Source organism: Superficieibacter sp. (assembly GCF_032071645.1).
Taxonomy (GTDB): Bacteria; Pseudomonadota; Gammaproteobacteria; order Enterobacterales; family Enterobacteriaceae; genus Superficieibacter.
This window is the reverse complement of record NZ_DAMAPU010000024.1, coordinates 1-25,724: the sequence shown is the minus strand read 5'-3', so window position 1 is coordinate 25,724 and position 25,724 is coordinate 1. Positions and strand designations below refer to the sequence as shown.

21 protein-coding genes are annotated in these 25,724 nt (G+C 56.6%); 12 read left to right on the top strand and 9 right to left on the bottom strand.

Going from position 1 to position 25,724, the window contains the following annotated elements; genetic code table 11:
• Positions 1-398 precede the first annotated feature (398 nt).
• The 6 genes from RT197_RS21555 (at position 399) to RT197_RS21530 (ending at position 10,805) form a co-directional block, all read left to right on the top strand.
• Entirely contained in the window at positions 399-3,509 is a 3,111-nt protein-coding gene (locus tag RT197_RS21555; protein WP_312953268.1) for a beta-galactosidase, read from the top strand.
• Between the two features lie 85 nt (positions 3,510-3,594).
• Positions 3,595-4,851: a sugar ABC transporter substrate-binding protein gene (locus RT197_RS21550; RefSeq protein ID WP_312953267.1), complete on the top strand. Its 1,257-nt coding sequence runs from the start codon at positions 3,595-3,597 to the stop codon at positions 4,849-4,851.
• Positions 4,852-4,942: 91 nt separating this feature from the next.
• Positions 4,943-5,824 carry a sugar ABC transporter permease gene (locus RT197_RS21545; protein ID WP_312953266.1) on the top strand — a complete coding sequence of 294 codons (882 nt, stop codon included), beginning with the start codon at positions 4,943-4,945 and terminating at the stop codon, positions 5,822-5,824.
• A complete protein-coding gene (locus tag RT197_RS21540) occupies positions 5,824-6,639 on the top strand; it encodes a carbohydrate ABC transporter permease (protein ID WP_312953265.1) in 816 nt (271 codons plus the stop codon). The genes RT197_RS21545 and RT197_RS21540 overlap by 1 nt, the downstream gene beginning before the upstream one ends.
• A gap of 50 nt (positions 6,640-6,689) precedes the next feature.
• Positions 6,690-7,769 carry a sn-glycerol-3-phosphate ABC transporter ATP-binding protein UgpC gene (locus RT197_RS21535; RefSeq protein ID WP_312953264.1) on the top strand — a complete coding sequence of 360 codons (1,080 nt, stop codon included), beginning with the start codon at positions 6,690-6,692 and terminating at the stop codon, positions 7,767-7,769.
• A 30-nt stretch (positions 7,770-7,799) separates the two neighbouring features.
• Positions 7,800-10,805 carry a glycoside hydrolase family 38 C-terminal domain-containing protein gene (locus RT197_RS21530; RefSeq protein ID WP_312953263.1) on the top strand — a complete coding sequence of 1,002 codons (3,006 nt, stop codon included), beginning with the start codon at positions 7,800-7,802 and terminating at the stop codon, positions 10,803-10,805.
• Positions 10,806-11,579: 774 nt separating this feature from the next.
• On the opposite strand, the gene hycI is transcribed toward RT197_RS21530, so the two are convergent.
• The 9 genes from hycI to hycA form a co-directional block, all read right to left on the bottom strand.
• On the bottom strand, positions 11,580-12,035 hold the full coding sequence (gene hycI, locus RT197_RS21525) for a hydrogenase maturation peptidase HycI (protein ID WP_312953262.1): 456 nt from the start codon (positions 12,033-12,035) through the stop codon (positions 11,580-11,582).
• A complete protein-coding gene (locus tag RT197_RS21520) occupies positions 12,028-12,438 on the bottom strand; it encodes a formate hydrogenlyase maturation HycH family protein (protein ID WP_312953261.1) in 411 nt (136 codons plus the stop codon). Before RT197_RS21520 ends, hycI begins: the two co-directional genes overlap by 8 nt.
• The gene (locus RT197_RS21515; protein ID WP_312953260.1) at positions 12,435-13,202 is read right to left on the bottom strand and encodes an NADH-quinone oxidoreductase subunit B family protein; all 768 of its coding nucleotides are present in this window, start codon (positions 13,200-13,202) and stop codon (positions 12,435-12,437) included. Before RT197_RS21515 ends, RT197_RS21520 begins: the two co-directional genes overlap by 4 nt.
• Positions 13,202-13,744 (bottom strand): formate hydrogenlyase complex iron-sulfur subunit, encoded by a 543-nt coding sequence (locus tag RT197_RS21510; RefSeq protein ID WP_312953259.1) that lies wholly within the window; start codon positions 13,742-13,744, stop codon positions 13,202-13,204. Before RT197_RS21510 ends, RT197_RS21515 begins: the two co-directional genes overlap by 1 nt.
• A gap of 94 nt (positions 13,745-13,838) precedes the next feature.
• The gene (hycE, locus tag RT197_RS21505) at positions 13,839-15,548 is read right to left on the bottom strand and encodes a formate hydrogenlyase subunit HycE (protein WP_312953258.1); all 1,710 of its coding nucleotides are present in this window, start codon (positions 15,546-15,548) and stop codon (positions 13,839-13,841) included.
• Positions 15,549-15,560: 12 nt separating this feature from the next.
• Entirely contained in the window at positions 15,561-16,487 is a 927-nt protein-coding gene (locus RT197_RS21500; RefSeq protein WP_312953257.1) for a respiratory chain complex I subunit 1 family protein, read from the bottom strand.
• Between the two features lie 2 nt (positions 16,488-16,489).
• On the bottom strand, positions 16,490-18,361 hold the full coding sequence (gene hycC, locus RT197_RS21495; protein ID WP_312953256.1) for a formate hydrogenlyase subunit 3: 1,872 nt from the start codon (positions 18,359-18,361) through the stop codon (positions 16,490-16,492).
• Positions 18,358-18,966 carry a 4Fe-4S dicluster domain-containing protein gene (locus RT197_RS21490; protein ID WP_312953255.1) on the bottom strand — a complete coding sequence of 203 codons (609 nt, stop codon included), beginning with the start codon at positions 18,964-18,966 and terminating at the stop codon, positions 18,358-18,360. The genes hycC and RT197_RS21490 overlap by 4 nt, the downstream gene beginning before the upstream one ends.
• Before the next feature lie 82 nt (positions 18,967-19,048).
• Positions 19,049-19,516: a formate hydrogenlyase regulator HycA gene (gene hycA, locus RT197_RS21485; RefSeq protein ID WP_312953254.1), complete on the bottom strand. Its 468-nt coding sequence runs from the start codon at positions 19,514-19,516 to the stop codon at positions 19,049-19,051.
• Between the two features lie 213 nt (positions 19,517-19,729).
• Between hycA and hypA the strand changes: the two genes are divergently transcribed.
• The 6 genes from hypA to flhA all read left to right on the top strand — a co-directional run bounded on the left by hypA (position 19,730) and on the right by flhA (position 25,498).
• The gene (gene hypA, locus RT197_RS21480; protein ID WP_312953253.1) at positions 19,730-20,080 is read left to right on the top strand and encodes a hydrogenase maturation nickel metallochaperone HypA; all 351 of its coding nucleotides are present in this window, start codon (positions 19,730-19,732) and stop codon (positions 20,078-20,080) included.
• Positions 20,081-20,083: 3 nt separating this feature from the next.
• Positions 20,084-20,956: a hydrogenase nickel incorporation protein HypB gene (gene hypB / locus RT197_RS21475; RefSeq protein WP_312953252.1), complete on the top strand. Its 873-nt coding sequence runs from the start codon at positions 20,084-20,086 to the stop codon at positions 20,954-20,956.
• Complete coding sequence (locus RT197_RS21470; RefSeq protein ID WP_312953251.1) at positions 20,947-21,219, top strand: HypC/HybG/HupF family hydrogenase formation chaperone; 273 nt, start codon at positions 20,947-20,949, stop codon at positions 21,217-21,219. The genes hypB and RT197_RS21470 overlap by 10 nt, the downstream gene beginning before the upstream one ends.
• Entirely contained in the window at positions 21,219-22,340 is a 1,122-nt protein-coding gene (gene hypD / locus RT197_RS21465; protein ID WP_312953250.1) for a hydrogenase formation protein HypD, read from the top strand. Before RT197_RS21470 ends, hypD begins: the two co-directional genes overlap by 1 nt.
• The gene (hypE, locus tag RT197_RS21460) at positions 22,337-23,347 is read left to right on the top strand and encodes a hydrogenase expression/formation protein HypE (protein WP_312953249.1); all 1,011 of its coding nucleotides are present in this window, start codon (positions 22,337-22,339) and stop codon (positions 23,345-23,347) included. Before hypD ends, hypE begins: the two co-directional genes overlap by 4 nt.
• Before the next feature lie 75 nt (positions 23,348-23,422).
• Complete coding sequence (gene flhA / locus RT197_RS21455) at positions 23,423-25,498, top strand: formate hydrogenlyase transcriptional activator FlhA (RefSeq protein WP_312953248.1); 2,076 nt, start codon at positions 23,423-23,425, stop codon at positions 25,496-25,498.
• The last annotated feature ends 226 nt before the right edge of the window (positions 25,499-25,724 follow it).

Sequence of the window (25,724 nt, the reverse complement as noted above, 5' to 3'; positions counted from 1 at the left end):
GGGGCGCGCTGTCTGACTGAGGTAAAAACACATTATTTTAAACGCCATCATTCACCCAATATCGCGATATTAAATTTCGCGTTTTATTTTTACAAATAAATAACTCTGTAGCTGGTCACTGATATATATTATCAGCGATACCTTCTTTGGCGATCGTAAAATCCAGTCAAAAAAAACGTTCCATTATATACCTCTCTGCGCAGCCATGCGCAACTAATAAAATTAATAATTATTAGTTTGTGACTGACATGCGCTTTCGCGGATAAATCGCTGTCAATGAAATAGCCGCAAGAGTACATATTCATCCCGTGTCCGGTGAGCAATGTTTTGTAGTCATGCTTATCAATACTTGTAGTGACTCTTAATTAAGATATAACTTAACGGATTCGATGAATAAGATGATGAAACCTGTTCAACAGCCTTCCCACTCTGCAAGGCTGGCCGATATTATCGCGAGAAATGACTGGCAAAATCAGTCAGTTAATGCAATCAACCGACTCAAAGCCCATACGCCATTACACGGCTGGCACTGCGAGAATGCCGCACGCAATGAACACGTATCCCCGGCAGAAATCTCCCTGAATGGTGAATGGTGGTTTAGTTATTTTAGCTGCCCGGAAAATGTTCCTGAAACATGGCTGACTGAAACCCTGCCGAATGCAAAATCGCTTAATGTTCCCTCCACCTGGCAAACCGAGGGATATGACACCCCCATCTATACCAATATTCGTTATCCCATCCCGGTAAATCCGCCTGAGGTTCCGCATGAAAACCCGATCGGCTGTTATTCGCGGGATTTTATTATTCCTGAAGACTGGCAAAACACGGGGCAGACGCGAATTATATTTGGCGGCGTGGATTCGGCATTTCATTTGTGGTGTAACGGTCGCTGGATAGGTTATTCCCAGGATAGTCGTTTGCCTGCTGAATTTGATCTTAGCGATGTTCTTCACCCCGGAAACAACCGCCTGTGCGTGCTGGTTTTCCGCTGGAGCGCGGGCACTTACCTTGAAGATCAGGATATGTGGCGGATGAGCGGTATTTTCCGCCCCGTCACCCTGCTCCATCTCCCGACCCAATCGATTGCCGATTATGCCATTGAAACCGCGCTGGATGACGCTTTCCGCCGGGGAACATTATCCGCCACCGTCACACTGCATCACGTTCCTGCCGCCTGCGGATACCGGGTGAAAACCACGCTCTGGCGCGAAGACGAAGAAATCGCCTGTGCGACGAAAGACGCCGGAGCCGGGCATGAGGGCTACGCCGAGCGCCTGCAAATCGAACTCACGATTGATAACCCGTTATTGTGGAGCGCAGAGCAACCCTGGCTGTATCGGCTGGTCATTTCGTTACTGGATGAAAACGATCGGCTGCTGGTCAGCGAGGCCTGTGACGTCGGCTTTCGCACCATCGTTGTTCAGGATGGCCTGCTCCAGGTCAACGGCAAGCCGGTCTTGATTCGCGGCGTCAACCGTCACGAACATCACCCGCTAACCGGCCATGCCATTACCCCCGAGGACATGCTCGAGGATATTCTGCTGATGAAGCAGAATAACTTTAACGCGGTGCGCTGCTCGCATTATCCCAACCAGCCGCAGTGGTATGCATTATGCAGCCGCTATGGGCTGTACGTGATTGACGAAGCCAATATCGAAACGCACGGCATGGACCCGGTAAACCGTTTATCGGACGATCCGCTGTGGCTGGCCGCTTACGCCGGGCGGGTTACCCGCATGGTGCTGTGCAACCGTAACCATCCCAGCATTATCATCTGGTCGCTGGGGAATGAATCTGGCTTCGGTGCGTCTCACACGGCGCTGTACAACTGGGTTAAGCAGCAGGACCCGACGCGGCCGGTGCAATATGAAGGGGGCGGAGCCGATACCCGGGCCACCGATATTATCTGCCCGATGTATGCGCGCGTAGATACCACCCTAGAAGAAAACCCGCCGAAATGGGCCATCAAAAAATGGCTGAGTTTACCCGGTGAAAATCGCCCGCTCATCTTATGTGAATATGCCCATGCGATGGGCAATAGTCTTGGCAACATTGCCGATTACTGGCGGGCTTTTCGTGAGTATCCTCGTTTGCAGGGCGGATTCATCTGGGACTGGGCCGATCAATGCCTGACCCGCTATGACGATGAAGGCAATCCGTGGTGGGCGTATGGCGGCGATTTTGGCGATACCCCGAACGATCGCCAGTTCTGCATGAACGGCCTGGTCTTCCCGGATCGCACCCCGCACCCCAGCCTGATCGAAGCAAAATATCATCAGCAGTTTTTTCAGTTTCAGTTAATCAGCACCCGCCCTCTGACCATTGCTGTCACCAGCGAATATCTGTTCAGAGCCAGCGATAACGAACGCCTGTACTGGGCGATTGAAGCGCGGGGAGACGTCCGCCAGCAGGGTACGCTGCCATTATTACTGGCTCCCGGCGAAACCCGGCAGATTGTCCTGTGCGCGACGGGTTTTGCCGCGCAGCCCGACGATGATATGGTCTGGCTGAATATCTCCGTCGAGCATATTGCCCCCACCGCCTGGGCCGAGGCTGGTCACTGCTGCGCCCGCGAACAGTGGCCGCTGCCGACGCCGCTTCCTGCCCTTCAGGCGGCGGAGTTGATTGCCGCCCCTGAACTCTGTGCCACTGACCGGTACTATCAAATTGCCTGGCAGAATCAGCAATGGCAAATCTGCCGTCATAGCGGCGCACTCACCCAATGGCGCGTTGATGGCGAGCCACAGCTTCTGGAACCGCTGGTCGATCAGTTTATGCGTGCGCCGCTGGATAACGATGTCGGCAGCGGCGATCCGGCCTGCATGAATATGAACGTCTGGGACGGGCGCTGGAAAGCCGCCGGGCTGTATGATTTAGCGCATCATTGCCACAGCTGCACCGCCGACACAACGCACAGCGGCGTGGTGGTTAACGCCCTCCACGCTTACTACTTACCGACCGATGGGGATCGTCACCAGCCGATGATTATCAGCCAGTGGACGATGAGCATCGATCATGCCGGTCAGTTACAGGTGGCGATCGACGTGAAACGTGATATGACGCTGCCTCCCCTGCCCCGCATCGGCGCGGTATGCCAGCTGGTCGCCGATGATTCTCCCGTCACCTGGCTTGGCCGGGGGCCGCATGAAAATTATCCCGACCGCAAATCATCGGCGCATTTTTCCCGCTGGACGCTGCCGCTATCGGCGATGACCACGCCGTACATCTCTCCGTCGGAAAACGGCCTGCGCTGCGATACCCGCGCGCTCTCATGGCATGACTGGCAGGTAACGGGCCGTTTCCATTTTTCACTCAGTCCGTATGGCCGACGTCAGTTAATGACAACCTCACACTGGCACCAAATGCAGCAGGAAAAAGGCGTATGGCTGACGCTGGATGGTTTCCATATGGGTGTGGGCGGCGATGATTCCTGGACCATGAGCGTTCATCCTGAATATTTATTGCAGGAGCCGGAATATCACTGGTCTTTTACCCTCGCGCATCGGTGAGATTTAGCGGATTTGCTCATGGATGAGCAAATACTGGAGAGACGGAAAAAGTTCGGAACATCAAATATCAAAAGGAATCATGGATATGATCACGCGTAAACTATTTGTTGCCTCACTGGCATTAGGTGCCGTATTTAGCGTTCAGGCTAAAGAAATTACTGTCTGGTCGTGGGACCCTCATTTCAATATTCCCATTATGAAACAAGCGGGAGAAATTTACCGTAAAACCCATCCCGATGTGACCTTTAACGTGGTGGACATGGGAAAATCTGACGTTGAGCAAAAACTTCAGACCATGCTGGCTTCCGGCGTCACCGAGGGGCTACCGGATATTGTTCTGCTGGAAGACAATAAAATACAGCGTTATATCCAGTTCTATCCCGGCGCATTTGAGCCTCTTGACGGCAAAATTGATTACAACGTTTTTGCCAATCAAAAAATAGCGACCATGACCTATGAAAATAAAATCTATGGCATTCCGTTTGATTCCGGGGTAACGGCGCTGTTTTACCGTAAAGACATCATTGAGCAGGCCGGTTTCAGCGACGCAGATATGAGAAATCTGACCTGGGATCGCTACATAGAAATTGGCAAGCAGGTCACCAGTAAAACCGGCAAGAAAATGCTCGCCGCCGACCCCAGCGATAATCCGCTGGTGACGATCATGATGCAGTCCGCAGGATCGTGGTATTTCGATAAAGACAATCGGCCAACGATCGCCAATAACCCGGTATTAAAAGCCGCGCTGCAATATTATGTCAAAATCAACAACGCCGGGATCGTCAAACCGGTATTCGGCTGGGCGGAAGCCACCAATGCGCTGAACAGCGATAAAAATAACGTTGCCAGCGTGATCACCGGCGTCTGGGGGATCAGCACCATCAAAGCGGAACCCAACCAGGCCGGGAAATGGCGGGTTGCCGAAATCCCGATTATGGAAGGAGTGAAAGGCGCAACCCATGCGTCTAACCTCGGCGGTTCCAGCTGGTACGTTCTCGCCAGCAGTAAACAGAAAGACATCGCCATTAATTTTCTCAGCGACATCTACGTTCACAATATCGATTTTTATCAGTCCATCCTGAAAGAGCGGGGAGCAATGAGTTCCAATCTGTTAGCCCGCGAAGGTGATGCCTATAACGCGCCCGCTCCTTATTTTGGCAATACGCACATCTGGAGTGATTTTAGCGACTGGCTGAAAATAATCCCCAGCGTAAATTACGGTATCTATTCTGACGAAGCGGGAATGGCGCTGATTGAGCAGCTTCCGCAAATTCTGAAAGGCAAGCCGATTGACCAGGCATTAAGCGATATTGAGGAACAGGTAAAAACGCAGATTCAATAACTTCGTGTACTTCGTCTACTGGGGGCTGCGAGCGGGTACGGCAGCCCGCAGTATGACGGGTATTGTGTACCCTGTTATATGAGGATTCGTTATGGCGTTATTGCGTCCTAAACAAACTATGGTGATTAATAGCTGGGGATTTGTTTTACCTGCGCTATTTTTGGTGGTGACATTTACGCTTTATCCGGTCGTGAAATCATTATGGCTGTCGTTTCATGCCGGACAGGGGATGATCACCCGCTTTGTCGGCCTGAGTAATATATACCGACTGGTGAACGATCCGATTTTCCATAAAACGCTGTTTAACACGTCTATTTTTTTAGTGATCCAGGTGCCGGTGATGATCGTGCTGGCGATGATCGTCGCCGCGTGCCTTAATATCCCTAACCTCAGATTCCGGGGTCTGTGGCGCACGGCGGTCTTTTTACCCTGTATCACTTCGCTGGTGGCCTACTCGATCCTGTTCAAAAGCATGTTTTCGTTTGATGGCATCATTAACTATGCCCTGTTGGCGTCAGGGATTATTTCCGAACCTATTTCGTGGTTATCCGATCCCTTCTGGGCGCGAATAGTCATCGCTTCGGCGATTACCTGGCACTGGACCGGTTATAACATGATCTTTTATATTGCCGCGATGCAAAATATCGACCGCTCGATTTATGAAGCCGCGCGCATTGATGGCATATCAGAAACCCGGCAATTTTTATCTATCACCATTCCGATGCTGAAACCGGTTATCTTATTTACCACCGTCACCTCGACAATCGGTACGCTGCAACTGTTTGATGAAACCATGAATATTACCGGGGGAGGCCCGGTAAACAGTACCTTAACCCTGTCGATGTACATTTATAATCTGTCCTTCAAGTTTGTCCCCAATTATGGTTATGCCGCGACGGTTTCTTACGTCATTGTCGTCTTAGTGGCAATACTGGCATTTGTTCAGTTCTGGCTGGCAAGGGAGCGTGATTAATGCCTGGATTCAGAATTATTCGCCGGAGCTTAACCTACCTGTTTATGGTGGTGATCTCTTTTATTTCCGTATTCCCGTTTATCTGGATGCTGATTGGCGCGACAAATTCCAGTACCGATATTATCAAAGGGAAAATGTCTTTTGGTCATCAGTTGCTCGCCAACTTTCAAAAGCTGAATGAATCCTTTGATATCGGACTGATATTGTGGAACACCAGTAAAATAGCCATCGTCGGTTCCATATTAACGCTATTGATCTCCTCAATGGCGGGCTATGGTTTCGAGATCTTCCGCTCCAGGGTGAAAGAAAAAATTTACCAGGGGCTGCTGTTAACCATGATGATCCCTTTTGCCGCCACGATGATCCCGCTGTTTACGTTGCTGGCAACGCTCGGCTTTATCAATTCGCATCTGGCGGTGATTTTACCCGGCATTACGTCGGTATATCTTATTTTCTATTTTCGCCAGAGTACCAAAGCGTTTCCGGGAGATTTACGCGATGCCGCGCGGGTGGACGGATTAAAAGAGTGGAAGATATTTTTGTTTGTCTATATTCCGGTCATGCGTTCAACCTATGCGGCCGCGTTTATCATCGTATTTATGTCGGCATGGAACAGTTACATATTGCCATTACTGGTTTTGCAATCCAACGAGCAGAAAACCTTCACCCTGGTAATTTCCTCCCTGGGTTCAGCTTACTCGCCTGATTTCGGCGCGATTATGCTGGTGACGGTGATCGCCACCGTGCCGATGCTGCTGGTCTTCTTTGCGATGCAAAAACAATTTGTTCAGGGAATGTTAGGTTCAGTGAAATAACACTGCCTGACCAATAAATAGCGTGGCAGGCTAAAAAGGTAAAGAGTGAAATGGCTAAAGTAAATTTAACGGGTATCTATAAATCATTTGGCAAAATTGAAATTATCAAGGATGTCGATTTAGAAGTTAACGACGGCGAGTTTGTGGTATTTGTCGGCCCGTCCGGCTGCGGCAAGTCAACGCTGCTGCGCCTGATTTCCGGGCTGGAAGAGATCTCCGCCGGGGAGCTGACCATTGACGGCGTGCGGATGAACGACGTCGATCCCTCCCAGCGTGGCATCGCGATGGTATTTCAGACCTACGCCCTCTACCCGCATATGACGGTACAAGAGAATATGGCGTTTGCCCTTAAGCACGCGGGCTTACCGAAAGCGGAAATTGAAAAAAAAGTGACGCAGGCGGCTACCGCGTTAGAGCTGGGACCGTTGCTGAAACGCAAGCCCAAAGCCCTGTCGGGCGGCCAGCGGCAGCGCGTGGCGATCGGCCGGGCTATCGTGCGCGATCCGAAAGTCTTTTTATTCGATGAGCCGCTTTCCAACCTCGATGCCGAACTGCGGGTGCAAATGCGCATCGAAATCGCCCGTCTGCATCGGGAACTGCAAACCACCACAATATATGTCACCCACGATCAGGTGGAAGCCATGACCCTGGCGGATAAAATCGTGGTATTGCGCGCGGGGAAAATAGAACAGGTAGGATCGCCGCTGGAATTATATGACGATCCGGCCAACCTTTTTGTCGCCGGATTTATCGGCTCGCCGAGAATGAATTTTATCGCGGGCGAAATTATTGCCCAGAGTGAACACGGGGCGCTGGTGTCACTGCCGGAATTTGCCGGAGCCAGAATCACCGTCCCCATTAAAACCCGGATCGCCGAAGGAAGCCGGGTAAAAATTGGCATCCGTCCAAAACAATTTGCCGATGAGGGAGACGCTTCGCTGACGCTGACCATCGATATGCTGGAACAACTCGGCAGCGAGACATTTGCTTATGCCCGTAATCCGGCGGGCGGCAGTCTGATTATCGAAACGCGTCATGGCCGGGATCTGCTGCCAAATACGCAATATACCGCCCGTTTTTTTAGCCACGCATTATTAATGTTTGGCGACGATGAACAGCGTATTTATTAATCCGCTTTTTACTATTAAAAGGAATTTGTCATGCTAAAGTTTTATCAAAAATCACTGAACGATATTGACTTTCTGATTAAGAAATTAAAAGACGCCATTTATTCTCCGGTTGCTGACGTTACTGTTTTTGGCAGCGTCACGCGTGAGCCGGTCCCCTTTGCGCAGCGTCAACAGGGGACGCCCGTTGAATTCAAAAAAGGCGAAAACTGGGGCAAGCTGTGGGACTGCGCGTGGGTTAACGTCTGCGGCACCATCCCTGAATCCGTCCGCAATCAGCATGTGGTGCTGCATTTTGACTGCGGCGGCGAATCGCTGATTTACGACCGCGAGGGAAATCCGGTGCGCGGCCTGACCAACGTCGATTCAACCTTTGAAACCAGTCTGGGGCTGCCGGGTAAAACGGTCTGGCAACTGACCCCGCAAAACTGCCCGGAGGGCAAAGTCGATCTGTGGCTGGATCTGGCCTGCAACGATCTGTTCGGCAATCTGGGCAGCGGTACGCTGGACCTGGCAGAAATCGCTATTTGTCATGATGAACTGCGCGCGCTCTATTATGACGCGTGGGTGCTTTTCGACCTGTTAAAAAGCCTGGACGCAGAGACGCCCCGCTACCGGCGGCTGGTGGTGTGTCTGGAGCGGGCGCTGGATCTGGCGTCCGGGTATTCCGGCACGGCGATTGCCGCCGCCCGCCAGTGCCTGGCGACGGAGCTGAATAAGAAAGGCGGCGATCCGACGATTAGCGTCACCGGGATTGGTCACGCGCATATCGATCTGGCCTGGCTGTGGCCGCTGCGCGAAACGAAGCGCAAAGGCGCGCGCACCTTCGCCACCGCGCTGGATCTGCTGGCGCGTTATCCTGACTACCATTTTGGTGCCAGCCAGCCGCAGCTTTTTCAGTGGATCAAAGAAGATCACCCGCAGTTATTTGAGCGGGTTAAAGCGCAGGTCAACGCAGGCCGCTTCGAAATTCAGGGCGATATGTGGGTAGAGCCGGATATGAACGTGCCATCGGGGGAATCGCTGGTCCGGCAATTTATTTATGGCCGTCAGTTCTGGCAGCAGGAGTTTGGGAAAACCACTCATATGCTGTGGCTTCCCGATGTTTTTGGTTATAACGCCAACCTGCCGCAAATTATGAAGAAAAGCGGCATTGATTATTTTATGACGCAAAAACTCTCGTGGAATGAGCATAATAAATTCCCGCATCATACGTTTATCTGGCACGGCATTGATGGTACGGGCGTATTAACGCATATGCTGCCGGAAGAAAACTACAATAGCCCTGCGGCACCGCGCGGCATTAAATTTATCGAAAAGAACTATCAGGAAGCGGGGGTGTGCGACAGCGCCCTGATGCTGTTTGGCATTGGTGACGGCGGCGGCGGCCCCGGACCGGAACACCTGGAACGGCTGCAGCGGATTAAAGATTTGAACGGTATTTCGCCGGTGAAACAGGGAAAAGCCATCGACTTTTTCCACCATATTGCTGAAGACCAGCAATATTATCCGCATTATAAAGGCGAGCTGTATTTAGAAAAACATCAGGGCACGCTGACTACCCAGGCGAAAAATAAATTCTACAATCGCAAAATGGAGAATGCGTTACGGGAACTGGAATTCGCCGCCAGCCGCATGTATTTCTATACCCAGACGCCTTACCCAACGGATCAACTGCGCGAAATCTGGCAGGAAGTATTGCTGTATCAGTTCCATGATATTTTGCCCGGTTCCTCCATCAAACGCGTGTACGACGAATCGGTCGCCCGCTACGAAATCCTGCTGGCCCAGGTCGAACAACTGACCCGGCATTATCTCGCGCTGTTTGCTGATTATCGTGCCGTGCCCCCTGGTAAAACCGTTGCCCATAATATGACCGGGTTTGCCCGTGAAGAATGGATCGCGCTGGCGGATGGCTACCGCCATGTCACTCTCCCGGCCTTCGGCTATACGGCAGTGGACGATCAGCCAGTATCGGCAATCCCGGCGATGATCGCCCGGAATAGTGCTCTTGAAAACGACGTTATCCGCGTGTCTTTTAATGAGCAGGGGCATATCAGCGAGATTATCGATAAGCAAAACGGCAAGGCGATCCTGCGCAATGGCACCCTGGGCAACCAGTTAGCGGTGTATGACGATATCTGCGGCAACTGCTGGGATATTGATATTACGTGGCGGGACAGGACGCCGGAATTCTTTACCCTGACCGACGTAACGTCGCGTCAGGAAGGACCGCAGGCGATTGTCGAGCAGCATTATCGCTATGGCAGTTCCACGCTGCGGCAGAAAATTAGCCTGAAGCCCGGCAGTAAGCGGATCACCTTTGAAACCACCGTGGACTGGCATGAGAATTTAAAAATGCTGCGCACCGCGTTTGATCTGGCGATCCTCAGCGATGACGTTAACTGCGATATTCAGTTTGGTAAGATCCGGCGCAGCACGCTGACCAGTCACGTTTATGATGCGGCGAAATTCGAAATTTGCGCGCATAAATGGATTGATTACTCCCAGCGTGATTACGGCGTGGCTTTACTTAACGACTGCAAATACGGTCACTATGCGAAAAACGGCATTCTCGATCTCAACCTGCTGCGCTCGCAGAATTCGCCGGGCGTTGATGCCGATCGCGGGCAGCACACCTTCAGCTACGCGCTGTTCCCACACGGCGGCGATGAGGTGGAGGGTCAGGTGAATCGTGAAGCCTGGCTGTTCAACAACCCGGTCCGGCTGGAGGTCAGCACTGGCGGTACGCAGAGCGACAGCCCGGTCGTCGCCAGCAGCTTTATTCACTGCGACTCGCCGCACGTTTGCGTGGAAACCATTAAGAAGACCGAAGACAGTGAAGGGCTGGCAATCCGCCTCTATGAGTTTGACGGTTGCCACGCCAACGCCGTTATCACCCTGGACCCACACATAACCCACGGTCGGCTGTGCAATCTGATGGAGGAAAACGGCGAGCCGGTGGCGATAAACGCGGGCAACGTCGTTCTCTCATTTACGCCATTTGAAATTAAAACGCTGGTGGTTAACGTGAAATAAACCGCCCGCCGGGGTGAGGGCCGGGGTGAGGAGATGCCGTGGCTCATACTTTCCCCCCTCTCCCTAACCCTCTCCCTCAAGGGAGAGGGAACTGACCGAGCGCGGGGTGACGTCCGGTACTGGTTTTCTACCTCTCCCTGACCCTCTCCCTCAAGGGAGAGGGAACTGACCGAGTGCGGGGTGACGTCTGGTGCTGGTTTTCCCCCTCTCCCACCGGGAAAGGGAGGGGTGAGGGGATGCCGTGGCTCATACTCTCCCCCTCTCCCTAACCCTCTCCCTCAAGGGAGAGGGAACTACCGAGTGCGGGGTGACGTCCGGTACTGGTTTTCCCCCTCTCCCGCCGGGAGAGGGAGGGGTGAGGGGATACCGTGGCTCCTACTCTCCCCCTCTCCCTCAAGGGAGAGGGAACTGACCGAGTGCGGGGTGACGTCTGGTGCTGGTTTTCCCCCTCTCCCACCGGGAAAGGGAGGGGTGAGGGGATGCCGTGGCTCATACTCTCCCCCTCTCCCTAACCCTCTCCCTCAAGGGAGAGGGAACTGAACGGCGTTGTTATTAGGTTTGTCGTCAGCCTAAGGCTACGCGATCCACCAAACTCCACCCGGGGCACGTCCTGCCCCCTCTCCCTTGAGGGAGAGGGCTGGGGTGAGGGGGAATTGCGGCGACTTAACACAACCAGGCCCGATTACCCTGGACCGGACTCAGTTATTGGGGATCGATCAGATCCACTACCATGCCCAGAATTTCATCCATCACCCATGGCGACACCGTGGCACCCTACAGCGCCGCAAATCCCCCGTCCCCTTCCCAGCCTGCCAGACGCTGGTAGACGGTGTCCACCGCGTCTTTAATCGGTTGGGTCATCGGATAGTAAAAACCGACAATATCCGGCTGGATGCCGAGGAAAATCACTTCGCCGACATCTTCTTTAAGCTGATCGACCAGGTAATTGAGCGGCATATTGTGGGTGGTCATCATAAACATCTCGGCGATGTCGTCGGGGTCAACGAGGCGGATCTCGCCGGGGTTCAGCCCCATATCGGTGGCGTCGACAATCAACAGCCGGGCCGGGCGCAGTTCGCGGATGGCGACCACGTCGTTTTCCGGCGTGCTGCCGCCGTCAATGACGATCCAGTCGCCCTGCGGTGCGGCGGCGCATTTTTCCGCCAGCAGCGGCCCCGCGCCGTCGTCACCCATCATGCTGTTGCCGACACAGAGTAAAACGTCAGTCACGGTGTCTCCTCACCATCAGATAGATGGCGCTTTCCTGGTGGATATCATGAAGCATACTTAACATCAGTCGGCTCCATTCCTGCTGTTGCGGCGTCTGCACGGCGAGCGCGCGGTCAAACGCATTCGCCAGCATTTGTACGTGGTTAAAATCGATGACAATTTCACCGTATTTCGGCACGCCCTCCATTTTGCGCCGGGCCTCGCTGCCCGCATCCAGAGTGGCAATCCACGCCAGATACGCCTCCCACGGGCAGGTGAGCGCCGCTTCCAGACAGTCGATGACGCCGAGGTGGTGCCCAATCGCCAGACTGTAGTAAACGATTTGCTGCGCCCCGGCGGGCGTCGCGTCGTTCTCATCAATAAATTTACGGCTCAGCTGGCTGAACACCACCGTTTCGCTCATCGGATCCGCGCCTCTTCAACCACCTGGTTGAGGTTCATCACGATTTCGGTCAGGCGCGGATCGTTTTCCGCCTCCAGCCAGCGGCTGACCTGATGATCGCCCTGCCCGACCAGCCGCAGATAGTCGTCGGCAATTTGCCGACCGTAGCGATAGCCCGCCAGCCGACGCGCGGCGCGATCCACCTTCACCCGCAGCGGCTGCACCATCTCAGGGTGAAGAAGCTCTGCGGGCTGGCTGTCCAGCTCACCCGGCGCGCGGGCGTGGATTTTCTGCTCCAGCAGGCCCAGCGCCATCGCAAAACCGTACAGCGTGGCGGCAGGCGTCGGCGGGCAGCCGGGGATGTAAACGTCCACCGGCACGATTTTGTCAGTGCCGCCCCAGACGCAGTACAGGTCGTGGAAGATGCCGCCGCTATTGCCACAGGCACCGTAAGAGATACAGATTTTCGGGTCCGGCGCGGACTGCCAGGCGCGCAGCGCGGGTGAGCGCATGGCGCGGGTGACGGCGCCAGTGAACAGCAGGATGTCGGCATGGCGCGGCGACGGCACCACTTTGATGCCAAACCGTTCGGCGTCAAACAGCGGTGACAGGGTGGCGAAGATTTCGATTTCACAGCCGTTGCAGCCGCCGCAGTCCACGCGGTAGACGTAAGCAGAACGCTTGATGTTTTTCAGCAGCGAGGCTTTCATGCTGGCGATGGATTCATCCACCGTCATCGGCACCGGAATACCGTTCGCGTCGCGCGGCCCTAACAGATTGCTCATTAGCTGGCCTCTTTCATATGGCGGGTCAGTTCAATACGATCGGACGGCACCAGGCATTGCTGGCGTTTGCAGTCCGGGCAGGTCTCAAAACTTTCACGGTGCTGTTCTGCGAGGAGATCGCCGTTGTGCTTCAGCAGGGCGATGGCGTAGTCGATCTCTTTTTGCACCGCAAAAGGACGATAGCAGACGCGGCAGTGGCACAGCGCAAAGCGCGACTGCTGAAGGAAGTCTTCTTTCTTCCACACCGCCAGCTCGTATTCCTGCGACAGCGCGATCGCCGCCGTCGGGCAGACCTCTTCACAGCGCGCGCAGAAAATGCAGCGTCCGAGATTGAACTGCCACGCCAGCTCATTGGTGGCTAAGTCGGTTTCCACCGTCAGCGCGTTCGACGGGCAGGCATTCACGCAGGCCGCGCAGCCAATGCACTGCTGCGGATTATGCTCCGGCTTACCGCGAAAGTTCGGGTCCACGGCAATGGGTTGCAGCGGATACGACGAAGTCGCCGTGCCGGTTTTGATAACTTTTTTAATAAAGGTAAACATAGTTGCTCCCAGCTTGCGTGCGGTTTTCTGACCCTCACCCTGACCCAGGAAGGGAGAGGGTCGGGGTGAGAGAAACCCCCACGCAATGGCTCAATTATTTCAGCGGCGAGTTTTTACGCTCGATGCTGTAGCGCTCAAGTTCTTTGTACGGCACGACTTTGCTTTTCTTCTTACGCACATCGACCACGGTCATACGGTCAGTACAGGAGTAGCAAGGATCGAGGCTACCGATAATCAGCGGCGCATCGGAGACGGTGTTGCCGCGCAGCATGTAGCGCAGGGTCGGCCAGTTGGCGTAGGTCGCCGCGCGGCAGCGCCAGCGGTACAGTTTCTGGTTGTCGCCAGTCATGCTCCAGTGGATATCATCCCCGCGCGGCGCTTCGGCAAAGCCCAGCGCAAAACGGCCAGGAATGTAGGTGAAGCCTTCCACCATCAGCGGGCCGCCCGGCAGATTGTCCAGACCGAAATCAATCATGTTCAGCGCGGTATACACTTCGTTGATACGCACTTTCAGACGCGAGATCACGTCGCAGCCGGTTTCGCTGTGGACTTCCATCGGCAGCAGACCGTAGCCCACAAACGGGTGATCGGCGCGGGTGTCGCGGGCGTGACCGCTGGCGCGGACCATCGGGCCGACGTTACTAAAGTCGCGGGCGATTTCCGGGTCGAGGCGACCCACGCCGACGGTGCGCGCTTCCATATTCGGCGTAGAAAGCAGCACGTCAACCAGCTCCTGCACATCGCGGCGCATCTGCTGCGCGAGCTGGCGGGTCTGGATCATGTCCTCTTTCAGCAGGTCGCGACGGATCCCGCCGATCAGGTTCAGGCCGTAGGTTTTACGCGCGCCGGTGAGGATCTCCGCCATTTTCATCGAGGTTTCGCGCACGCGGAAGAACTGCATAAAGCCGGAGTCAAAGCCGGTGAAGTGGCAGGCGAGGCCGAGGTTCAGCAGGTGCGAGTGCAGGCGTTCCACTTCCAGCAGAATGGCGCGGATCATCTGCGCGCGTTCCGGCACCTGGATGCCCATCGCGTTTTCAACCGACGTGGTGTACGCGGTGCTGTGGGCAAAACCGCAGATGCCACAGACGCGGTCCGACAGGAAGGTCACTTCGTTGTAGCCCATGCGGGTTTCCGCCAGCTTCTCCATGCCGCGGTGGACATAGAACAGGCGGTAGTCGGCGTCGATGATATTCTCGCCGTCAACGAACAGGCGGAAGTGGCCCGGTTCATCTGACGTGACGTGCAGCGGGCCAATCGGCACCACGTTATTTTTCTTGTCGCCCAGCTCGTTGATGAACTGATAGGTTTCGGCGTCGGTGGTCGGCGCGGGGCGCTGGCGGTAGTCCATGCTGTCTTTACGCAGCGGATAGAGGTCGTCCGGCCAGTCGTCCGGCAGCACCAGGCGGCGCTCGTCCGGCAGGCCGACCGGGATCAGGCCGTACATATCGCGCACTTCGCGCTCGCCCCAGACGGCGGCAGGCACGCGCGGGGTGACGGACGGGAACTCCAGTTTGTTCGCATCCACTTCCACGCGCACGGTTATCCAGCACTTCGTCCCCTGCTCCATGGAGAGGACATAGTACACGGCGTAATGGCCGCACAGCGGGCGTTCGTCGTTACCAAACAGCACCGACAGCCAGCCGCCCTGTTTGTAATAAAGGAACTCGACCACTTCCGGCAGGTAGTTAACCTTCACGGTGATGGTGATTTGATCTTTGGTCTGCCAGGCTTCGTCCAGCACCACGCCAGGAAAGGCCTGGTGCAGCGCCGCGAGATAGTGTTGACCGATTTTTTCTTCAGACATGCTCAAACTCTCTTAAAACGTCGCCAGCAGGGAGACGAAGGCTAAAAACGCGAAGCCAAAACCGGCCCAGGTAATGCGCCCGGTAAGATCCAGACGCAGACGCGCCATGCTGTTTTCAAACAGGGCGATAATCAAAACGCCCACCACCAGCTTGACTACGGCGACGACAATTGCCAGCAGCAGGCCGCCCGCGCTGAACGTCACCATCTGTCCCCACGGGATAAAGACGCCGACAAACATTTGCAGTACCACTAACTGTTTCAGGCTGATCGCCCACTTCATCACCCCGAAGCCGCTTCCGCTGTATTCCGACAGCGGACCTTCCTGCAACTCCTGCTCCGCTTCCGCCAGGTCGAACGGCAGCTTGCCCATTTCGATATAGGTGGCGAAGGCGCAGGCACAAAGCGCCAGCAGCAGCGGCAGGCTGTACGGAACCGGCCAGTCATAAATGGTGCTGACAATCATGCTGATATGGGTGGAACCCGCCACCTGTGCCGCGACCCACAGGCCGAGCAGCAGCATCGGTTCGACCAGCACGCCGAGGATCGCCTCGCGGCTCGCGCCGATGGCGGTAAACGGGCTACCGGTATCCAGACCTGAAACAGCAAAGAAGAAACGGGCGACGGCAAACAGGTAGATCAGGGTGATCAGGTCGCCCACCTGCGCCAGCGGCGAATAGACCGTCACCACCGGCAGCGCGGCGGCGATGGTCAGCATCACGCCCGCCATCACAAACGGCGTGGCGCGAAACACCCAGCCAGAGGCGTCAGGCGCGACGCTCTGACGGCCCAGCAGTTTGAGGATGTCGCGGTACTCCTGAAGCACGCCAGGCCCACGACGGTTATGCAGCCGGGCGCGCGCCACGCGGGTCACGCCAGCCAGCAGCGGCGCGGCGGCAAACAGCACCAGCGCCTGGATTAACGATAGAAAATGGCTCATTTTCAGGCTCCTCGCATCACGACAACGACCACCAGCACCGCCAGTTCAACCAGCGCAATACGGCGGAACAAGACGGCGGTGCCCGCGCACTGCCAGCCGGGAATAAAGCGCGCGGGATTGAACAGCGTGCGCAGTTTTAAAACCGGAGCAAACGCGGTTTTCACCGGCATCGCGAAACCGTGAGCGGTGATCACCATCGATTTTTCGTGATCGTAGCCGCACACCCACGCCGGACCGCGAGAGCGGTGCGCCAGGCGATCGCCTTTGAATATCAGCATCATGATGAACGGTGCCAGCGGGCAGGCGATCAGCAGCAGAGTGATGGTTGGTGCGTATACCTGCGACGACGCCGTTAGCGTTCCCGTCACCCGGAAAGCGCCCGCGACCATTTCCAGCAGCCACGGTGAGGCCACGCCGCCCGCAATACAGCACAGCGCCGCAACGACGACGCTCGCGGTCATCAGCCACGGCGCAGCGGTCGCATTCTCCGCCTCCGCCGTGCGCGGCGCGCCAAGGAAGGTGACGCCGTAGACTTTCGCCATACACATCACCGCCAGCGCCCCGGTGATCGCCAGCCCGACCGCCAGCAACGGCCCCAGCAGGCAGCCGATAAACGAGCCGCTGACGCTGAGTTTGAAGAACGATTGATAAATCACCCACTCGCCCGCAAAGCCGTTGAGCGGCGGCAGCGCCGCCATCGCCATCAGGCCGACCAGCATCGCCAGCGAAATCAGCGGCATTTTCTTACCGATACCGCCGAGTTTTTCGATATCGCGATGCCCGGTACGGAACCAGACCGCGCCAGCGCCGAGGAACAGGGTGGTTTTAAACAGGCTGTGGTTGATCATGTGGTAGAGCCCGCCGACCATGCCGAGCACCATCAGAGACTGATTATGCAGCGCGGCACCGACCAGCCCGGCCCCCAGTCCCAGCAGGATAATGCCGATATTTTCCAGGGTATGGTACGCCAGCAGACGCTGAATATTATGTTCCATCAGCGCATACAGACCGCCGACAAAGGCGGTGATCATCCCCAGCACCAGCACTAAAACGCCCCACCACAGCGGCACCTGCGCGCAGGCCATGGGCATCACCAGCATCCCCAGCACGCCGACTTTCATCACCACCGTAGAAAACAGCGCGGCGGCAGGCGCACTGGCATTGGCATGCGCCTGCGGCACCCAGCCGTGCAGAGGAATAATCCCCGCCAGCAGACCAAATCCCGCCAGCCACAATAACCAGATATCCGCCTCAAAAGCGGCTGGCCCACCGGCAGAACCGGTATTGATGAAAAAGCCACTTAACGCACTGATGTCCAGCGTGCCGTAGCGCTGCCAGACCAGCCAGCAGGCGATCGCCAGCAGCAGCGTTCCCAGGCGGCCCAGCGCAAACCACAACCGGCCCGACTGCGCGCATCCGGTAAGAAACGCGGCGCACAGCGCCATGATTTCCGCCATGATCACCAGGGTGTCCAGATGCGCCGCCACGACCGCGCAAACGGCCGCCGCCAGCAGCAGGTTGATCAGAAAGCCGTTTGCTTTCGCCTGCGCATGACGCTGCCAGTCAATGGTAAACACGCTGACCAGAAAGGCGGATAAGCCGATGGCGATAAGCCAGGTCGCGCTTATGGCTGAGAGACGAAAAAACAGAGAAAAATGGAGAAAGGGCATGTCGCCATTAAATGCAGGCCAGCTCGTTAATGACGGATTCAGCAGAGCCATAAAGCCCGCCACCGCCGTCATCGCGCTGGCGACCGCGCCGCCGATACCGGCAATCGCCCCGCTCAGCCACGTCGAGCGGTAAAACACTAACCCCAGCACCGCGCTTGCCGCATACCACAGCACCGCCTGGTCAATTAAAGAAGCCGCGTTCATTTCGCCTCCCCGCTTTGCGACTGAAACAGCGACAAATCGCCGAAGTCGGTGTTGATCGTCAGCGCGCGCTTGCGCTTGCTGGCGAGTTTGATATCCCGGTTATCCACCAGCATCAGCGCGTTGGTCGGACAGGTACGCACGCAGGCCGGACCCTGCTCATCAAAATGGCAAAGGTCGCATTTCACGCCGATAGCGCGCACGCCGGGCACCCAGTCCAGCAGCGTACTGACGCGGGCAGGCGCGGGAGGCGCAGGCGGCGCTTTGGGGGTATTCACATTCGCCGGAACGTGCAGCGGGCGACTGCCGGAAAATTCGATGGCCCCGAACGGGCAGGCAATGCCGCACAGTTTGCAGCTTACGCACAGGCTCTCATTGAGCTGGATCGCGCCGTCAACGCGGGTGATGGCATTGACCGGACAAACACCGGCACAGGGCGCATCCTCACAGTGGTGGCAAAGCTGCGGGGCAGATTCTTTTTCATTACGCATTACGCGCAGGCGCGGCATAGCTTGCAAACCGTGCTGCCGGTGCGTCTCTGCGCAGGCGGCCTCACAGGTGCGGCAGCCAATGCAGACGGTGGAGTCAGCAATTACAAAACGATTCACCAGGCATTCCTCAGGTGATAGTCATTTTTGACGAAATCATGCCGACAACTGTCATCTTCGACACTTGTCGACACGCGTAACTTCAGGCCAGCGTGGCCTGTCCCTGTTTGTTCACCAGTTGGCTTAAATCAACAGGAAGATCGTTTTCCAGCGCCGCATACAGGCTGTCATACACGGAGGCGATTTTTTCCAGATAATGTTCCAGCACCTGCTCACGATCCTGGCTGTCAACGCGGCCATCGACTTTACCGTCGCTGGTTAACAATGCCTGTGCAATCAGTTGCTTATCCTGACCATCCCTTGTCTCAACGTAATACTCGATGGTGTGACTGTTAAAGCCTGGCGCCAGAGTGACGTAAATTGTGAAGTGCTCAAACAGCACAAAACAGAGATCTTTTTCCGGCGCGCAGCTCATGGCGTGATGCAGACGGGCTTTAGACAGGGTGAGCCCCTGAACCAAAGAGTTGCAGTAGATGCGCCACTGATCCTGCTGGCGACGGTGTCGATTCGCGATGTAATCCGCCTTCTCGCTAATTTCCCAAATAGTCATGTCAGGTTACCCGGTTGAAAGAGACCAGCCTGTTTAAGCACGTTCCATGCCAATTTTTAAGTGCATGATTTATAAATAATTTATATAAAAAAGCACGAATTATTGACATGTCATATCGTCATCTCGACATCGTCACCGACAGATTTCCGCTTTCTTCTTTTATTAACTGGCACTGATATTGCATTAACGGGGCATCTAATACCGGGAGGCGTTATGCACGAAATCACCCTCTGCCAGCGGGCGCTGGAAATCATTGAACAGCAGGCTGCGGCACACGGCGCAAAACGCGTCACCGGGGTATGGCTGAAAGTCGGCGCATTTTCCTGCGTGGAGCCTGCCGCGCTGACCTTTTGTTTTGATTTGGTCTGCCGTGGCACGCTGGCGGAAGGCTGTGAACTGCATGTCGAAGAACAGCAGGCTGAGTGCTGGTGCGAAACCTGCCAGCAGTATGTGCGGCTGGTGTCACAGCACGTCCGCCGCTGCCCACAGTGTCAGAGCGACGCGCTGCGCATCGTGGCCGACGACGGCTTACAGATCCAGCGTCTTGAAATCGATCAGGAGTAAATTATGTGTACCACATGCGGCTGCGCGCAAGGCAACCTGTATATAGAAGGCGATGAGCATAACCCCCACTCCGCGTTTCGCAGCGCGCCGTTTGCCCCCGCCTCCCGCCCGGCGTTAACCATCACCGGCGTGAAAGCCCCGGACTTTCAACCGCAACAGTCTGACAGCGGCGACCTGCACTACGGTCATGGCGAAGCGGGCACCCATGCGCCCGGCATCAGTCAGAAACGGATGCTGGAAGTCGAAATCAACGTGCTGGATAAAAACAACCAGCTTGCCGCCCGCAACCGCGCGCGCTTTGCCGCCCGCCAGCATCTGGTGCTGAACCTGGTTTCCAGCCCTGGTTCCGGTAAAACCACGCTGCTGACCGAAACGCTGCTGCGGCTGAAAGCGCGCGTGCCCTGCGCGGTCATTGAAGGCGATCAGCAGACGGTTAACGACGCCGCACGCATCCGCGCCACCGGCACACCGGCGATTCAGGTCAATACCGGGAAGGGGTGCCATCTGGACGCGCAGATGATCGCCGATGCCGCCCCGCGCCTGCCGCTGGCGGATGGCGGCATTTTGTTTATCGAGAACGTCGGCAACCTGGTGTGCCCGGCGAGTTTCGATCTCGGCGAGCGCGCGAAGGTGGCGGTGCTTTCCGTCACCGAAGGCGAGGACAAGCCGCTGAAATATCCGCATATGTTTGCCGCCGCCTCGCTGATGTTGCTTAACAAAGTGGATCTGCTGCCGTACCTGAATTTCGACGTGGAAAAATGCCTTGCCGCCGCCCGCGAAGTGAACCCGGATATTGACATTTTGCTGGTGTCCGCCACCAGCGGCGAAGGCATGGATCGCTGGCTCGCCTGGCTGGAGGCGCAACGATGTGCATAGGCGTACCGGGTCAAATCCGCACCATTGACGGCAATCTGGCGAAGGTTGACGTCTGTGGCATCCAGCGTGACGTCGATCTGACGCTGGTCGGCAGCGTCGATGAACACGGCGAGCCGCGCCTCGGTCAGTGGGTGCTGGTCCACGTCGGTTTTGCGATGAGCATCATCAACGAGGCGGAAGCGCGCGATACCCTCGACGCGCTGCAAAACATGTTTGAAGTCGAGCCGGACGTCGGGGCGCTACTGTATGGCGAGGAACAATAATGCGCTTCGTTGACGAATACCGCGCCCCGGAACAGGTGATGCAATTGATTGCCCACCTGAAAGCGCGGGCGGTGCATTTGGATCATACCGCCGCACGCCCGCTGCGGATTATGGAAGTTTGCGGCGGCCACACCCACGCCATTTTTAAATTTGGCCTCGACCAGCTTCTTCCTGACAACATTGAATTTATTCACGGCCCCGGCTGCCCGGTATGCGTGCTGCCGATGGGCCGTATTGATGCCTGCCTGGAAATCGCCAGCCACCCGGAGGTGATTTTTTGCACCTTTGGCGATGCGCTGCGGGTGCCGGGAAAAAACGGCTCGCTGATGCAGGCGAAAGCGCGCGGCGCGGACGTGCGCATCGTTTACTCGCCGATGGACGCGCTGAAGCTGGCGCAGGCGAATCCGACGCGCAAAGTGGTGTTTTTCGGACTGGGGTTTGAAACCACCATGCCCGCCACCGCCATCACCCTTCAACAGGCGCTGGCGCAAAACGTCGAAAACTTTTTCTTTTTTTGTCAGCATATTACGCTGATCCCCACCCTGCGCAGTTTGCTTGAGCAGCCGGATAACGGTATTGATGCGTTTCTTGCTCCCGGTCACGTCAGCATGGTGATTGGCGTGGACGCCTACGGCTTTATTGCCGATCGCTATCAGCGCCCGCTGGTGGTGGCGGGATTCGAACCGCTTGATCTATTGCAAGGCGTGAACATGCTGGTTGAGCAGAAAATAGCGACCCGTAGCCAGGTCGAAAACCAGTACCGTCGGGTGGTGCCGGATAGCGGAAATTTACGCGCGCAGGCGGCAATCGCCGATGTCTTTGCGGTGAAAGGCGAAAGCGAATGGCGCGGGCTGGGGCTGATTGCCGATTCCGGCGTGCAGCTCACCGCGCCGTATCAGCGTTTCGATGCCGAAGCGCATTTTCGCCCGGCCCGGCAGCAAACCTGCGACGATCCGCGCGCGCGCTGCGGGGACGTGTTAACCGGACGCTGTAAGCCGCACCACTGCCCGCTGTTCGGCAACACCTGCAATCCGCAGAGCGCTTTCGGCGCGCTGATGGTTTCCTCCGAGGGAGCCTGTGCCGCCTGGTATCAATACCGTAGTCAGGAATGTGAAGCATGAAAAGTATTCAGATCGCCCACGGCAGCGGAGGCCAGGCGATGCAGCAGTTGATTAGCGACCTGTTTATGCAGGCGTTCGCCAACCCGTGGCTGGCGGAGCAGGAAGATCAGGCGCGGCTGGATCTCGCCCGGTTCACCGCCCACGGCGACCGGCTGGCCTTCTCCACCGACAGCTACGTGATTGACCCGCTTTTTTTCCCCGGCGGCAATATTGGCAAGCTGGCCGTCTGCGGCACCGCCAACGATGTGGCGGTCAGCGGCGCGATCCCCCGCTTTCTTTCCTGCGGTTTTATTCTGGAAGAAGGGCTGGAGATGGCGACTCTGGAAGCGGTGGTGGCGAGCATGGCGCAAACGGCAAAGGCAGCGGATATCGCCATCGTTACCGGCGATACCAAAGTGGTGCCGCGCGGCGCGGCGGATAAGCTGTTTATCAATACGGCGGGCCTGGGTGCCATTCCGGCGGATATCCGCTGGGGCGCGCAGACGCTCACCGCAGGCGACGTGCTGCTGGTCAGCGGGACGCTCGGCGATCATGGCGCAACGATCCTCAACCTGCGTGAACAGCTTGGGCTGGACGGCGCGCTTAGCAGCGACTGCGCGGTTCTGACGCCGCTGATCCAGCCCCTGCGCCACACGCCGGGCATTAAAGCGCTGCGCGACGCCACGCGCGGCGGGGTGAATGCGGTAGCGCATGAATTCGCCGCCGCCTGCGGTGCGGGCATTGAACTTCAGGAACAGCATCTGCCGGTAAAAGACGCGGTACGCGGCGTCTGCGAACTGCTGGGGCTGGACGCGCTGAATTTTGCCAACGAAGGCAAACTGGTGATTGCCGTCAGTCGGGAAGCGGCGCAGACCGTACTCGCACAACTTCAATCACACCCCCTGGGACGCGATGCTGCTATCATAGGGGAAGTCGTTGAACGTAAAGGGGTCCGTCTTACCGGGCTGTACGGCGTGAAACGGACGCTGGATTTACCCCATGCCGAACCGCTGCCGCGAATTTGTTAATTCCGGTTAAGAATGTACTTATAACAATATTCACTATTCTACGCGCCGCCTGAAGGCGCTTTGTGGACAAGAGCAATGTCGTATACACCGATGGGCGATCTCGGTCAGCAGGGGCTGTTCGATATCACCCGGACTCTTTTACAGCAGCCGGATCTTGCCGCGCTGAGCGAAACGCTTTCGCAACTCGTCAGGCAGTCTGCGCTGGCGGACCGCGCGGCAATAATTTTGCTGCGCGATGGCAATCACCGGGCCAGATATTACGCCGCGCACGCCGCAGGCGAGATCAAAGAATATGAAGACGAAACCGTGCTGGCTCATGGTCCGGTGCGACGTCTGCTGTCACGCCCGGAAGCGATGCACTGCGGCTGGGACGAATTCAGTGAGGCCTGGCCGCAGCTTGCCAGTAGCCTGTACCCGTCTTTTGGTCACTATTGCCTGCTGCCGCTCGCCGCAGAAGGGCGCATCTTCGGCGGCTGCGAATTTATCCGCAATGACAATCGCCCGTGGACCGATAAAGAGTACGCGCGGCTGTACGCGCTGGCGCAAATTGTCGGCGTGGTGGCGGAACAAATCCAGAACCGGGTCAGCAATAACGTTGATTACGACCTGCTGTGCCGGGAGCGCGATAACTACCGGATTCTGGTGGCGATCACCAACGCGGTGCTCTCCCGGCTGGATATGGACGAGCTGGTCAGCGAGGTGGCGAAAGAGATCCACTATTACTTCCGCATTGATGCCATCAGCGTGGTGCTGCGCAGTAGCCGCAAGGGCAAGCTGAATATCCACTCCACGCACTATCTGGATGCCAACGAGCCGATCCACGATCAGAGCGAAGTGGACGAAGCCGGGACGCTTTCCGAGCGGGTATTCAAAAGCAAAGAAATGCTGCTGCTTAATTTGCAGGAGAAGGATCGGCTGGCCCCCTACGAGCGGCTGCTGTTTGAGATGTGGGATAACCAAATCCAGACCCTGTGCCTGCTGCCGTTGATGTCCGGCGATTCGATGCTGGGAGTGCTGAAGCTGGCGCAGTGCGATGAAAAAGCGTTTACCACCACTAATCTCCGGCTGCTGCGGCAAATCGCCGAGCGGGTGGCGATTGCGGTGGACAACGCGCTGGCCTATCAGGAGATCCACCGCCTGAAAGAGCGGCTGGTGGATGAAAACCTGGCGCTGACCGAGCAGTTGAATAACGTCGACAGCGATTTCGGCGAGATTATCGGGCGTAGCGAAGCCATGCATAACGTCCTGCGCCAGGTCGAGATGGTCGCGCAGAGCGACAGCACGGTGCTGATCCTCGGCGAAACCGGCACCGGCAAAGAGCTGATCGCCCGCGCGATCCACAACCTCAGCGGGCGCAACGCGCGGCGGATGGTCAAAATGAACTGCGCCGCCATGCCCGCCGGACTGCTGGAAAGCGATCTGTTCGGACACGAGCGCGGCGCGTTTACCGGGGCCAGCGCCCAGCGCATCGGGCGTTTTGAACTGGCGGATAAAAGCTCGCTGTTTCTTGATGAAGTGGGCGATATGCCGCTGGAGCTACAGCCAAAGCTGCTGCGGGTATTGCAGGAGCAGGAGTTTGAGCGCCTCGGCAGCAATAAGCTGATTCGTACCGATGTCCGGCTGATCGCCGCAACCAATCGCGATCTTCAGCAAATGGTGGCCGATCGCGAATTTCGTAACGATCTCTATTATCGTCTCAACGTTTTCCCGATCCACCTGCCGCCACTGCGCGAGCGCCCGGAAGATATTCCGCTGCTGGTGAAAGCGCTGACCTTTAAAACCGCCCGCCGGATGGGGCGCAATATCGACAGCATTCCGGCGGAAACGTTGCGCCTGCTTAGCCAGATGTCATGGCCCGGCAACGTGCGCGAACTGGAAAACGTTATCGAACGCGCGGTGCTGCTGACGCGGGGCAACGTGTTGCAGCTTTCATTACCGGAAATGAGCGCCGCCGCGCCCGTGCAGCCGGAACCGGCAACGGAAACGGCGCAGGACGGCGAAGATGAGTATCAGCTGATTATGCGGGTGCTGAAAGAGACTAACGGCGTGGTCGCCGGGCCAAAAGGCGCGGCACAGCGGCTGGGGCTAAAACGCACCACGCTACTGTCACGCATGAAACGGCTGGGGATCAGTAAAGACGCGCTGTCCTGACGAATGCCGGTCACTTAAGCATTTTATGAATAAAAAGTCATATTTATGCCTGGAAATAAAGCGAAGGAATCAGGCTTTCAGCCAAATTCATCTTTTTCAAAGGCTCGGGTAATCGGACCTGGATGTGTTAAGTACCCGCAATTCCCCCCTCTCCCCGGCCCTCTCCCTCAAGGGAGAGGGGGCAGGACGTGCCCCGGCTGGAGTTTGGTGGATCGCGCAGCCTGAC

What these genes read in the sequence shown, in the direction of transcription:
- hypB (WP_312953252.1), top strand. Translation starts at nt 20,084, where the DNA reads ATGTGTACCACATGCGGCTGCGCGCAAGGCAACCTGTATATAGAAGGC.
- hycA (WP_312953254.1), bottom strand. Translation starts at nt 19,516, where the DNA reads ATGACTATTTGGGAAATTAGCGAGAAGGCGGATTACATCGCGAATCGA.
- hypE (WP_312953249.1), top strand. Translation starts at nt 22,337, where the DNA reads ATGAAAAGTATTCAGATCGCCCACGGCAGCGGAGGCCAGGCGATGCAG.
- RT197_RS21540 (WP_312953265.1), top strand. Translation starts at nt 5,824, where the DNA reads ATGCCTGGATTCAGAATTATTCGCCGGAGCTTAACCTACCTGTTTATG.
- flhA (WP_312953248.1), top strand. Translation starts at nt 23,423, where the DNA reads ATGTCGTATACACCGATGGGCGATCTCGGTCAGCAGGGGCTGTTCGAT.
- RT197_RS21555 (WP_312953268.1), top strand. Translation starts at nt 399, where the DNA reads ATGATGAAACCTGTTCAACAGCCTTCCCACTCTGCAAGGCTGGCCGAT.
- RT197_RS21535 (WP_312953264.1), top strand. Translation starts at nt 6,690, where the DNA reads ATGGCTAAAGTAAATTTAACGGGTATCTATAAATCATTTGGCAAAATT.
- hycE (WP_312953258.1), bottom strand. Translation starts at nt 15,548, where the DNA reads ATGTCTGAAGAAAAAATCGGTCAACACTATCTCGCGGCGCTGCACCAG.
- RT197_RS21530 (WP_312953263.1), top strand. Translation starts at nt 7,800, where the DNA reads ATGCTAAAGTTTTATCAAAAATCACTGAACGATATTGACTTTCTGATT.
- RT197_RS21470 (WP_312953251.1), top strand. Translation starts at nt 20,947, where the DNA reads ATGTGCATAGGCGTACCGGGTCAAATCCGCACCATTGACGGCAATCTG.
- RT197_RS21545 (WP_312953266.1), top strand. Translation starts at nt 4,943, where the DNA reads ATGGCGTTATTGCGTCCTAAACAAACTATGGTGATTAATAGCTGGGGA.
- hycC (WP_312953256.1), bottom strand. Translation starts at nt 18,361, where the DNA reads ATGAACGCGGCTTCTTTAATTGACCAGGCGGTGCTGTGGTATGCGGCA.
- hypD (WP_312953250.1), top strand. Translation starts at nt 21,219, where the DNA reads ATGCGCTTCGTTGACGAATACCGCGCCCCGGAACAGGTGATGCAATTG.
- RT197_RS21520 (WP_312953261.1), bottom strand. Translation starts at nt 12,438, where the DNA reads ATGAGCGAAACGGTGGTGTTCAGCCAGCTGAGCCGTAAATTTATTGAT.
- hypA (WP_312953253.1), top strand. Translation starts at nt 19,730, where the DNA reads ATGCACGAAATCACCCTCTGCCAGCGGGCGCTGGAAATCATTGAACAG.
- RT197_RS21515 (WP_312953260.1), bottom strand. Translation starts at nt 13,202, where the DNA reads ATGAGCAATCTGTTAGGGCCGCGCGACGCGAACGGTATTCCGGTGCCG.
- RT197_RS21510 (WP_312953259.1), bottom strand. Translation starts at nt 13,744, where the DNA reads ATGTTTACCTTTATTAAAAAAGTTATCAAAACCGGCACGGCGACTTCG.
- RT197_RS21500 (WP_312953257.1), bottom strand. Translation starts at nt 16,487, where the DNA reads ATGAGCCATTTTCTATCGTTAATCCAGGCGCTGGTGCTGTTTGCCGCC.
- RT197_RS21550 (WP_312953267.1), top strand. Translation starts at nt 3,595, where the DNA reads ATGATCACGCGTAAACTATTTGTTGCCTCACTGGCATTAGGTGCCGTA.